At 58.8% G+C, this 11008-nt stretch carries 11 protein-coding genes; 5 read left to right on the forward strand and 6 right to left on the reverse strand.

Annotated elements, in window-relative coordinates:
• Positions 1-129: 129 nt before the first annotated feature.
• The 3 genes from J5M66_RS25110 to J5M66_RS25120 form a co-directional block, all read right to left on the reverse strand.
• Positions 130-1023, reverse strand: coding sequence for an NAD-dependent epimerase/dehydratase family protein (locus J5M66_RS25110; RefSeq protein ID WP_207809212.1), 894 nt, complete (start codon positions 1021-1023; stop codon positions 130-132).
• Positions 1024-1126: 103 nt separating this feature from the next.
• On the reverse strand, positions 1127-2038 hold the full coding sequence (locus tag J5M66_RS25115; protein ID WP_071174336.1) for a LysR family transcriptional regulator: 912 nt from the start codon (positions 2036-2038) through the stop codon (positions 1127-1129).
• A 106-nt stretch (positions 2039-2144) separates the two neighbouring features.
• Complete coding sequence (locus tag J5M66_RS25120; RefSeq protein ID WP_207809209.1) at positions 2145-2735, reverse strand: NAD(P)H-dependent oxidoreductase; 591 nt, start codon at positions 2733-2735, stop codon at positions 2145-2147.
• 182 nt (positions 2736-2917) lie between these two features.
• Between J5M66_RS25120 and J5M66_RS25125 the strand changes: the two genes are divergently transcribed.
• Positions 2918-3232, forward strand: a complete 315-nt coding sequence (locus J5M66_RS25125; protein WP_071174334.1) for a putative quinol monooxygenase — start codon at positions 2918-2920, stop codon at positions 3230-3232.
• Here J5M66_RS25125 and J5M66_RS25130 read toward each other — a convergent pair.
• Positions 3222-3986 carry a sulfite exporter TauE/SafE family protein gene (locus J5M66_RS25130; RefSeq protein WP_207809207.1) on the reverse strand — a complete coding sequence of 255 codons (765 nt, stop codon included), beginning with the start codon at positions 3984-3986 and terminating at the stop codon, positions 3222-3224. The genes J5M66_RS25125 and J5M66_RS25130 overlap by 11 nt on opposite strands.
• Before the next feature lie 232 nt (positions 3987-4218).
• Here J5M66_RS25130 and J5M66_RS25135 point away from each other — a divergent pair, with 232 nt between their 5' ends.
• Together J5M66_RS25135 and J5M66_RS25140 are read left to right on the forward strand one after the other, a co-directional pair.
• Positions 4219-5157: a LysR family transcriptional regulator gene (locus J5M66_RS25135; RefSeq protein WP_207809206.1), complete on the forward strand. Its 939-nt coding sequence runs from the start codon at positions 4219-4221 to the stop codon at positions 5155-5157.
• 39 nt (positions 5158-5196) lie between these two features.
• Positions 5197-5547, forward strand: a complete 351-nt coding sequence (locus J5M66_RS25140) for a cupin domain-containing protein (RefSeq protein WP_016770579.1) — start codon at positions 5197-5199, stop codon at positions 5545-5547.
• A gap of 200 nt (positions 5548-5747) precedes the next feature.
• On the opposite strand, the gene mmsB is transcribed toward J5M66_RS25140, so the two are convergent.
• Entirely contained in the window at positions 5748-6635 is an 888-nt protein-coding gene (gene mmsB, locus J5M66_RS25145) for a 3-hydroxyisobutyrate dehydrogenase (protein ID WP_016770578.1), read from the reverse strand.
• A 10-nt stretch (positions 6636-6645) separates the two neighbouring features.
• Positions 6646-8172, reverse strand: a complete 1527-nt coding sequence (locus J5M66_RS25150; RefSeq protein WP_122707617.1) for a CoA-acylating methylmalonate-semialdehyde dehydrogenase — start codon at positions 8170-8172, stop codon at positions 6646-6648.
• A gap of 149 nt (positions 8173-8321) precedes the next feature.
• Between J5M66_RS25150 and J5M66_RS25155 the strand changes: the two genes are divergently transcribed.
• Together J5M66_RS25155 and J5M66_RS25160 are read left to right on the forward strand one after the other, a co-directional pair.
• A complete protein-coding gene (locus J5M66_RS25155; protein ID WP_016771799.1) occupies positions 8322-9269 on the forward strand; it encodes a LysR family transcriptional regulator in 948 nt (315 codons plus the stop codon).
• 569 nt (positions 9270-9838) lie between these two features.
• Positions 9839-11008: AAA family ATPase (locus J5M66_RS25160; RefSeq protein ID WP_207817510.1), on the forward strand; the 1170-nt coding region annotated here is incomplete at its 3' end.

Raw genomic sequence — 11008 nt, forward strand, 5'->3', positions numbered from 1 at the left:
CGACCTGTCGATGATTCAAGGCACCTTAAGTCGGGTGACATGCGAGCGCAAAGGCAGAAATACAAACGGTCACCCAAAGGCGGCCGTTCATTTGATCGATAGCAAAGCCCGACGGGGTTCAAAGACCCATCACACCATTTCGTTACGAATCCATTCCACCACCGAGGTGCGCTTCGGCGTCCAGCTCAGCAGTTCCCGGGCGTGTTTGCCGCGTACGCGGCTGTTGGAACCGAGGCCGTAGTTGGCCATTTCATAGCCCCATTCGGCTTCGGCGTCTTGCAATGGCCAGTCTTGCGGTTCGCCCAGATTGAGGGCTTCGGCCATGGCGGTGGTCATGTCGATGAACGAGGCTTCACCGCTCTCGACGAAGTAGAAAGTGCCGGGCACGTTTTTGGTCAGCGCCAGCTGATACAGGGCGACGACGTCTTCGATGTGCACGTTGGACCAGATGTTCTGCCCTGTTCCGACGTGGCGAACGACGCCGCTTTTGCGCGCCTGTTTCAGCAGTCGCGGCAGTTGCACGCTGTCGCGGTTGACGCCCAGGCTGTGGCCGTAGATCAGGGTGTTGCAGATCACCGCCGAGTTCACGCCATCCTGCGCCGCCGCGAGCACGAGGTTGTCGATGGCTACGCGATCGGCCTTGTCGACAGTCGGTTCCGGCAGGTTGTCCTCGTAGTAAATGTCGTCGCTGGATTTGCCGCCGGAAGCATCGCCGACAATGCTCGATCCGCTGGTGTGGAGAAAGACCTTGTTCGAGCCACGCAAAGCGTCGAGTAACGCTTCCACCGCACCGCGATGGTCGCTGCTGGCAGCGTTAATGACGGCATCGGCAGCGCGGGCCTGTTGCGCCAGCAATTGGCTGTCATCGAGGGTGCCGATTACCGCGTTCATGCCCAGTGCTTTCAGCTCATCAGCCTGCTCGGCGCTGCGCACCAGGCCGGTGACGTTGTGCCCGGCCTGCACCAGGCCGGTGGCGATGGAACCGCCGATAAAACCGGCCGCGCCGGTAACGAATACGTTCATGGAGTAACTCCCTGCGTGAATAAGTGATGCAGCGAGTATCGGCCGATGAACTCAGGCGAAAAACCCGCCCTCGGCCAATTCACTCTTGCGCAGGGATCACGAATCAGCCCTTGAATTCGGCGCTGGCGTAGGCGGCGAGTTTGCCCTGGATAAAGTCGAGGAAACACTGAATGCGCAACGCCAGTTGCGAGTTGCGGTAGTACACGGCGTTGATCGGCTGGCGGTAGCCGCTGTTGAATTCGCCGAGCAGGACTTTCAGGCGCCCGGCACGGATGTCGTCGATGGTCATGAAGTGCGACAGGCAGGCGATGCCCTGCCCCTCCAGCGCCAAATGGCGCACGGTCTCACCACTGGAAGCGCTGATTGCCGGGCTGATCGGCCAGCGGTCGCCGTGCACATAGCGCAGCGGCCATTGGTTGAGGCCTTCGTTGTGGGTGAAGCCGAGCAGCGTGTGTTCGCTCAAATCCGCCACTTGGCGTGGCGCGCCGTGCTTTTTCAAATAAGCGGGGCTGGCGACGATCATCAACGGACTGCAACCGAGCGAACGCGCATGCAGCGTCGAGTCGGCGAGGGTGCCGATGCGGATGGCGACGTCGGTGCTTTGTTCCAGCAGGTCAATGATCAGGTCATTGCTGTTGAGTTCGAGTTGGATGTCCGGGTACAGCTGCCGGAATTCGTCGATGTAGGGGACGATGGCGTGGAGCATGAACGGCGAGGCGGCGTTGATGCGCAGGCGTCCGGACGGAGTTTGCTGGCGCGAAGACAGACGCTCTTCGAGTTGATCCATCTGATCGAGAATCAACTTGGCCTGTTCGAAGAAATACTTGCCCTCCTCGGTCAGGTCCATGCGCCGGGTGGTGCGGTTGATCAGCGTGGTGTCGAGCTTGGCTTCGAGCTTCGACAGCGTGCGACTGACGGCCGACGGCGTCTGGCCGACCTGCTCGGCGGCGGCGGAAATCGAACCGCACTCGATCACGCAGACGAAAATCTGCAACTCATCGGATCTGGCTTTCACGGGTGTCCTCGCTGGAATCGCCGATCGCAGCCTGTAGCCATGCCCCCTGTAGAAGCTGCCGCAGGCTGCGATCTTTTGCTGTACCCGGATAGTAGCCCGAAACCCATCAAGCCTTGAGGCCAAACACCTCAGTCAGATGCTGCTCATAGCGCACTACATCATTGTCGATGTTCGGACGCTTCATTACGTCGACGCAGAGGAAGGTTGGCAGCGCGGTCATGCCGAGAAATTCGTTAGCCTTGTGGAATGGGAAGTACACGGCGTCCACGCCTTTGGCTTCGAAGAAATCAGTCGGGTCATCGAAGGCTTGCTGCGGCGCGTTCCAGGTCAGCGACAGCATGTATTGCTTGCCCTGAATCAGACCGCCGCTGCCGTACTTCTGCGAAGCATCGGAACGGGTGCGGCCGTCGCTGGCGTACAGGCTGCCGTGGCCTTCGGTGAAAACTTCGTCGATGTACTTTTTCACCGTCCACGGCGCGCCCATCCACCAGCCCGGCATCTGATAAATGATCACGTCGGCCCAGAGGAATTTCGCCACTTCTTTGGCAACGTCATAGCCCTCGTCGATAAACGTGGTCTTGACGTCGACACCGCCGCGATCGAGCACGCTCAGCGCGGTTTCGTGCAGGGTGGTGTTGTAGCGGCCATCGGAGTGGGCGAATTTTTTACCGCCATTGAGCAACAGCACTTTCTTCATCGGAAAACCTCGGCGCAGCCTTCAAGGCTGGATTGAAACAGGAATTGGAATGGCGGCAGATTAACCATCGATCTCGCGCGGAAACAGCCACATCGACGCAAAATACATTTGACCAAAACGCACGAATTGATCGCCAATTGTTGCCGTAGCATTCAGCGCTTTCTGCATTCGAGGAAGTTGTGATGAGTGAACGTCAGGGTTTCATCCTGCACGCCAAGACCCGCCCGGAAAAAGCCGCCGAATTCGAAGCGCTGTTCCGTGCTTACGTGGAGCCGAGCCGCGCCGAACCGGGCTGCATCGAGTACCACATGCTGCGCGACCAGCAGGATCCGACGCTGTTTATCTTCTACGAGATCTGGGCCAGCCAGGCGCATCTGGATGAGCACTCGGCATTGCCGCACATGAAAGCGTTTTTCGCTAGGCGCATGGACTATCTGGAGCGCGATTTCGATATCCGCCCGATCGACATGCTCAGCGAATCGTCGGCTAGCCGCTGATCAGCAAATGGGCGCCGAGCGCGCCCAGTCCGATAAAGAACACGCGCTTGAACAGCATCGCACTGATGCGCTGACGCAACCATTGGCCAAGCCACATGCCGAGCATGGCTGGGATCAGCGCCAGCAGCGAGGCGCTCAATTCGCCACCGCCGAGTGCGCCGTGCCAGAACAGCCCGAGCGCCAGCGCCAGGGTCGAGACGGTGAAGGACAGGCCGAGTGCCTGCACCAGTTCATCGCGGCTCAGCCCCAACGCTTGCAAGTACGGCACCGCCGGAATCACGAAGACGCCGGTGGCGGAGGTGATGACGCCGGTGATCAGCCCACACAGCGGGCCGAGCCAGCGTTCATGACGCGGGTTGACGTGCAAAGTCGGCAGAAACAGTCCGCTCAATGCGTACAGCAGCAGCGCCGCGCCAAGTCCACGCACCACCCAATGGCCGCCGGCCATGCCGATCCACAGGGTGCCGATGCCGGTGCCGAGGAAGATCAGCAGCAGCATGGGCCAGAGGCGTTTGATCAATCCTTGCAGATGACCGCCGAAGGCCAGTTGCCAGAGGTTGGTCAGGGTCGCCGGAATGATCAACAGCGCGGCTGCCTGCGCCGGCACCATAGCCAGACCGAGCAGGCCCATCGCGACGGTGGGCAGGCCGAGGCCGATCACGCCTTTGACCGTACCGGCGAGGAGGAAGGTGGCGATGACCAGAACGGACAGGGTCAGGCCGAGGGTTTGGTAGAAGTCGGTCAGTGTGTGCATTGGGGTAATGTGCACTGATCCGGGCTGGGGGAAAATCTGCCATATACTGAGGCAGCCTCTTCCTTTGCAAGAGGCTGATCTTTACAGTGATGCATCTGGCCTCATCGCTGGCAAGCCAGCTCCCACAGAATCTCGGTTGTTCATCCATTTAGAGAGCAACAAGAAACCTGTGGGAGCTGGCTTGCCAGCGAAAGGGCCAGCCCAGACACCATAAAAATCAGAGGCAAACCCCATGCACTTCGACCTCACCGACCTGCGCCTCTACCTGCATATCCTCGACACCGGCAACATCACCGCCGGCGCCGCCCGCAGCCACTTGTCCCTCGCCGCCGCCAGCGCTCGAATCCGCGCGATGGAAGCCTCGCTGGGCGCCGAATTCCTCGAGCGCGGCCGCCGTGGCGTCACCCCGACGCCGGCCGGTAAAGCCCTCGCCCGCCACGCGCGCATTCTTTTGCAACAGGCCGAACGCATGCAGCAGGACCTTGCCGATTATGCGCAAGGCGTCAAAGGCCAGGTGCGGCTGTTGTGCAACACCACGGCGATCACCGAGTACCTGCCGGAAGTGCTCGCGGATTTCCTGCGCATCCATCCCAATCTCGACATCGATCTACAGGAACTGCCCAGCGCGCGGATCACCCATGCCTTGCGCGAAGGCGCAGCGGACTTGGGCATCGTCTCCGACGCGGTTGACACCAACGGCTTACAGACTCAGGCGTTCCGCGACGATCCGCTGGTGCTGATTCTGCCGCTCGATCACCCGTTGTCTGACGCCGCCGAGGTCAGTTTCAGCGACGCGTTGCAGCACGACTTTGTCGGACTCAGCGCCGACAGCGCACTGGCGATCTATCTGGAGGAACAGGCGCTGCACAGCGGCGCGCGAATGCAGGTGCGCATTCGCGCCGATGGCTTTGATGGCGCAATGCGCATGGTCGCCCGTGGTGCCGGCCTGGCCATCGTGCCGTTGGCCGCTGTCCAACGCGCGATGCTCGAGCAGTTCAAGTGCGTGACTCTGAATGAGCCATGGGCGCGTCGCAGGTTATTGCTCTGCGCGAGAGACTTCGCCGCGCTGCCGGGTTATGCCCAGGCATTGTTACAAGCGCTCACCGCTGCGCGCGTTTCTGAGCACTCCGATGTCGACCCCAGACAACTGAACGACACCCGGGCGCTATAGGGTGCGACTTCGATCTCAAGTCACTTGCCCGGAGTCCCCATGACCGCGACCGCCCCTATCACCGTTCTGCGCGACACCCACCCGCTGCCGGTACTCGACGCCTGCAAATGGGAAAAACTCGAAGGCGACCCGCACACCGTCAACCTCAACGCCTACACCAGCGAAGACGGCAGCAAGATCATGGGCACCTGGATCTGCACGCCGGGCAAGTGGCGCGTCGATTATGTGAAGTGGGAGTACTGCCATTTCCAGGAAGGCTACTGCGTGATCACCCCGGACGGCATGGCGCCGATCCACCTGCGCGCCGGCGATATCTTCGTCGTTGAGCCGGGCATGAAAGGCACGTGGGAAGTGGTCGAGACCGTGCGCAAATATTTCGTCTTCGCCTGATGCAAAAAAGCCGGGAAATCACCCGACGTGATTTCCCGGCAAATGTCCCGGCGTTGCTAAAACCTGTGGCGAGGGGATTTATCCCCGCTCGACTGCGCAGCAGTCGCAACCCCTGAGCACTCGGTTTGCCTGACACAATCCAGGGGGCTGCTGCGCAACCCAACGGGGATGAATCCCCTCACCACAAGGGCTGATCGCGATTACTGCGGCTTGCGATAGCTGTTGATGATCGCCGAGAAATCCTTCCCACCGTCACCGCGCTGGCTCATCGCCTGATACAACTGCTGCGCCACCGCGCCGAGCACCACCGGCTGGTGCGCCTGCCGCGCCGCTTCGGTCGCCAGCCCCAAATCCTTCAGCATCAGTTCTGCACCGAACCCGCCGGTATAACCGCGCGACGCCGGCGCCGTTTCGACGATGCCCGGCCACGGGTTGTACATCTCCGAACTCCAGCAACGGCCGGTCGAGCTGTTGATGATCCCGGCCAAAACGCCGGTGTCGATCCCCAGCGCATCGCCCAACGCCATCGCCTCACTGACGCCGACCATCGAAATCGCCAGCAGCAGGTTGTTGCAGATCTTGGCGATCTGGCCGGTGCCGACTTCACCGCAATGGACGATGTTGCGGCCCATCTGCGCCAGCACCGGCTGCAGGGTGGCGAACAGTTCCGGGGTGGCGCCGACCATGAAGGTCAGGGTCCCGGCGGTCGCGCCGCCAGTGCCGCCAGAGACCGGCGCATCGGCCATGGCCACGCCGTGTTTGGCGGCGGCCGCTGCAACGTCGCGGGCGGTCTGGGGGTCGATAGTGCTGCAATCCACCGCCGGCACGCCTTGGCGAATGCCGGCGAGCACGCCCTCCTCACCCAGCCAGACGCTGCGCACGTGCACAGCCGCCGGGAGCATGGTGATCACCAGTTCGGCATCTTCCGCCGCCTCGCGGGCCGAAGCGCGGATGGTGCCGCCCAGTTGCTCGAGTTCCGCCAGCACGGTTTTGTTCAGGTCGACCAGGTTCAACGAGTGGCCAGCCTTGATCAGGTTGCGCGCCATCGGCGCGCCCATGTTGCCCAGCCCGATAAATGCGATTTTCATGATCGAATCCTCAGCGCAGGTTGATGGTGGTGTTTACGCCGTCGTTGACGCTGTCGTCATCGAACCAGCGCGCCGTGACCGTTTTGGTCTGCGTGTAGAACTGCACCACTTGCTTGCCGTACGGGCCGAGGTCGCCGAGTTTCGAACCGCGCGAGCCGGTGAAGCTGAAGAACGGTACCGGTACCGGAATCGGGATGTTGATGCCGACCTGCCCGACGTCGATTTCAGTCTGGAACTTGCGCGCCGCCGCACCGCTCTGGGTGAACAGGCCGGTGCCGTTGCCGAACGGATTGGCGTTGACCAGCGCGATCGCCTGATCGAGGGTGTCGACTTCAAGCACCACCAGCACCGGGCCGAAGATTTCCTGGGTGTAGATCTGCATGTCGGTGGTCACCCCGGAGAACAGGGTCGGGCCGACAAAGTTGCCTTGCTCGTAGCCCGGCACGCTGATGTCGCGACCGTCCAGTTCAAGCTTGGCACCTTCCTTGATGCCGCTTTCGATCAGTTCGAGGATCCGCGCCTTGGCTTTTTTCGAAATCACCGGGCCGACATCGGTACCCGGCTCGCTGCCGGCGTTGACCTTGAGCTTTTGCGCCAGCGCTTTCAGGTCTGGCAGCCACTGTTTTGCGGTACCGACCAGCACCACCACCGACGTGGCCATGCAACGTTGCCCGGCGGCACCGAAACCGGCACCGACCAAGGCATTCAGCGCTTGCTCGCGATTGGCGTCCGGCAGTACCACAGCGTGGTTTTTCGCGCCCATCATCGACTGCACGCGTTTGCCGTGTTTGCCGGCCAGGTCATAAACGTGGGTGCCGACAGCGGTCGAACCGACGAAAGACACGGCTTTGATGTCTTTGTGCGTGCACAGACCATCGACCACATCCTTGCCGCCGTGAACGACGTTGAGCACGCCCGCCGGAACGCCAGCCTCAATGGCCAGTTCCACCAGCAGCATGGTCGACAGCGGATCCTGTTCCGACGGCTTGAGCACGAAGGTGTTGCCGCAGGCGATCGCCATCGGGAACATCCACAGCGGAATCATCGCCGGGAAGTTGAACGGCGTGATGCCGGCGCAGACGCCGATCGGCTGGCGCAGGGTGTAAGTGTCGACGCCGCCGGCGACGTTCTCGGCGAACTCGCCCATTTGCAGGGTGCCGATCGAGCACGCGTGCTCGACCACTTCCAGGCCACGGAAAATATCGCCTTCGGCATCAGCAATGGTCTTGCCCTGCTCGGCGCTCAGGACCACGGCGATGCGCTTGGAGTGCTCGCGGATCAGCGCTTGCAGCTTGAGCATGATGCGCATCCGCGCGCCGATCGGGGTCAGCTTCCAGGTCTGGAAGGCACGCTGCGCGGCGCTGACAGCGGCATCGACCTCAGCGGCGGTGGCGAACGGAACCTTGGCCAGCACTTGCTGGGTGGCCGGGTTGACGATGTCGTGCCACTCGGTGGTCTGCGACTCGACCCATTCCCCGTCGATCAGCAGTTTGACCTTTTGCAGCGTGGTGTCGTTGGGCGTAAGCGATGCGTTCATGCTGGTCTCCAGAACTTGTTTTTATCGTAGGAGCCAAGGCGAAAGGTTCGCCTTGAGATGAGGCGTGTGTCACGAATTGGTTGTCGGACTGTTTTTGGAGTATAGATGTGCAAACTTCTAATAAGAACGCACATATAAGCCCGACCATCATGCAAAAAAACATCACCTCGCTAGGCTCGCTGAACTGGGACGACCTGAAGTTTTTCCTCGAAGTCGCCCGCACCCGCAAGGCCAGTACCGCCGCCAAACGCCTGGCCGTCGACTACACCACGGTGTCGCGACGGATCAGTTCGCTGGAAGCGGCGCTCGGCACATTGCTGTTCGAGAAATCCCGCACCAGCGGTTTCGTCCTGACCACTGAAGGCCAGCGCTTGCTCGGTTATGCCGAGTCGATCGAAAGCACATTGCACATGGCCTGCGAGCAGGTTTCCGGCTCGGGCGTGGCACTCTCCGGACACGTGCGCATGGGCTGTACTGAAGGCTTCGGCAGTTTCTTCATCACCCCGCAGTTGAGCCATTTCGTCGACGCCTACCCGGCGATCTCGGTGGACATCCTGCCGCTGCCGCACTTCATCAGCCTGTCCAAGCGCGAGGCCGACATCGTCATCGCCCTCGAGCGGCCGGAGCACGGGCCGTACGTCTGCTGCAAACTCTGCGACTACCGTTTGCAGCTGTACGCAACCCAGGACTATCTGGACAAACACCCACCGATCCGCCGCCCGGCCGATTTGAGCAAGCATCAATTCATCAGTTATGTGGACGACCTGGCGTTCAGCTCGGAGCTGCTCTACCTGGCCAACGTGCTGCCCGGCGCCAGCGCAAACTTGCGCAGCACCAGCGTGATCGCGCAATACGTCGCCGCACAGCAGGGGCGCTCGCTGGCGATCCTGCCGTGCTTCCTCGCCGCGCAGGATCCGCGATTGCTGCCGGTGCTGCCGGAGGAGATCGACATCACCCGGCAGTTCTGGATGTACTGCCGGGAGGATCTGCGCAAGCTCAAGCGGATCACCCTGTTGTGGGATTACATTCGTGAGGTGACTGAGCGTAATCAGGCGTTGTTGATGGGTGAAACGCGGGAGATGCGCTTTGCCGACTGATGATCTTCAAGGAATCAGGTGGCGGCATCGTAAAGAACTCGACAGACCTTTGCCAAGGTTTTGTGTCAAGGGTTGATACATGACTTGTAACACCGTAGACGGCAGCGTAGTAAGCCCAAAACAGGCAAGGGGCCCGTGCGCTCATCTCCGCCTCGCCAGTTGCTGACAAAGCAGCACTCGGTTGGCCTGATGGTCAGCACGTCTATGACGAGTCGATTTGGATCAGCCTGTTAAATGCCCTTGGGGGTCGGCTCAAGCATGCTGCGACCGCAAAGACAGCTCAAAATGTGAGTCGGTATCGGCAAATTTATCAAGAACAATCGAGACTTTCAGCCTCAGCGCCCGAGCAACCTTACCATCGAGTTGATAGAACAGCCGAACGTAGAATCATCCTTGCTCGACAACGTAATGGCTTTTTGTTAGCGTTTTGATTTCGGGCACAGCAATCAACAAGGACAGTATATGGCTAGTTACCGCACTGAAAGCATCTTAGAAACCACGCCACATGTATTAATATCACTGGCAATTAATTACCTCGCATGCTTTAGCCAAAATATCGGATACCGCCCGTGAGCCATATAGAATCGTTTGGCGTTCGAAACCTTCGCAGCTTTGGAAGTAAAAAGCAGCTAATACCAATAAAAAAAATAAACATTTTTGTTGGGAAGAACAGCTGCGGCAAGAGTACCTTTTTACGCACATATCCTTTACTGCGTCAGTCGGTAGAGTCCAACACTCGATCTCCTATTCTATGGTACGGAGCTTTTGTTGACTTTGGAGATTTAAGTACTGCTACGCACGACGGAGCCGACGAAATATTCTTCGACTTCAAATCAGTGCTTGACGTTGATCGATCCCACCCAGAAAGAATAATAGTTCAAGACTTTAGTGCTAGGCATGACCAGCAGCGGCTCTCTAATTCAGCAACGTTTGCCACTGACATATCAATTGGATTAAAAAACCACAACACACAGGTAGTATCAAGCTCAGTAATAAGAATTCACAACACCGAGATCGTGATAAAATACACCACTACCGAAAAACTAGAAGTTACAACCCGCCAGTACTTGTGGGGCGCGGATGACGAGGAATGTGGTGTAGCTGTTGACGAGCACACTTATAGTGATTTGATCATGCTGACAAAGAGCAGCTTAATCCCCACAAAAATTTATGGAACCCGAGAAGCTAAAGATGGTTCGGATCGCCTCGTCCGATATCTGGATGAAAAAGCCATTCCGATCGCTGCAACTAAAAACCTTGTAAGCTTCCTCAAACCTTACGCGTCAAACTCAAGCAAAACCATCGGCCAAAAAGTTGAAGACCTCTATATCAACTCGCCAGACGTGTTGATATCTGATTTGAAAAAGATATTTCGAAACGATAAAAAATTCCAAGAGAGTCTTTTATCTTCCGGTGAATTTATTGCCGAAACCTGTTTTTATCATCTAACAATTAAAAACCTAGAGAAAATTTTAGAAGCAGCCGATGCATCTTTTAAGAAGCTGTTTAGCGGCGTCCGATATCTTGGCCCATTGCGTGCATCCGCAGAACGCTTTTATAGGCATCAAGACCTGCAGGTAGGTGAAGTAGACCATAAAGGAGAAAACCTCCCAATGGTTATAAACTCATTAGACCAACGCAAAAAAAGACAGCTAAGCACTTGGATATCGGAAAAATTCGGCTTTGAGTTGGAGTTAGCCGCCACAGGCCTGCACTACGAACTCAAGATTAAAGAGGAC

The sequence above is a fragment of the Pseudomonas sp. 67(2021) genome (assembly GCF_017491835.1).
GTDB classification, from domain to species: domain Bacteria; phylum Pseudomonadota; class Gammaproteobacteria; order Pseudomonadales; family Pseudomonadaceae; genus Aquipseudomonas; species Aquipseudomonas atacamensis.

Excerpts from the sequence above, each read along its gene's own strand:
- J5M66_RS25150 (WP_122707617.1), bottom strand. The coding sequence starts at position 8,172 with ATGAACGCATCGCTTACGCCCAACGACACCACGCTGCAAAAGGTCAAA.
- J5M66_RS25130 (WP_207809207.1), bottom strand. The coding sequence starts at position 3,986 with ATGCACACACTGACCGACTTCTACCAAACCCTCGGCCTGACCCTGTCC.
- J5M66_RS25125 (WP_071174334.1), top strand. The coding sequence starts at position 2,918 with ATGAGTGAACGTCAGGGTTTCATCCTGCACGCCAAGACCCGCCCGGAA.
- J5M66_RS25110 (WP_207809212.1), bottom strand. The coding sequence starts at position 1,023 with ATGAACGTATTCGTTACCGGCGCGGCCGGTTTTATCGGCGGTTCCATC.
- mmsB (WP_016770578.1), bottom strand. The coding sequence starts at position 6,635 with ATGAAAATCGCATTTATCGGGCTGGGCAACATGGGCGCGCCGATGGCG.
- J5M66_RS25135 (WP_207809206.1), top strand. The coding sequence starts at position 4,219 with ATGCACTTCGACCTCACCGACCTGCGCCTCTACCTGCATATCCTCGAC.
- J5M66_RS25140 (WP_016770579.1), top strand. The coding sequence starts at position 5,197 with ATGACCGCGACCGCCCCTATCACCGTTCTGCGCGACACCCACCCGCTG.
- J5M66_RS25155 (WP_016771799.1), top strand. The coding sequence starts at position 8,322 with ATGCAAAAAAACATCACCTCGCTAGGCTCGCTGAACTGGGACGACCTG.
- J5M66_RS25120 (WP_207809209.1), bottom strand. The coding sequence starts at position 2,735 with ATGAAGAAAGTGCTGTTGCTCAATGGCGGTAAAAAATTCGCCCACTCC.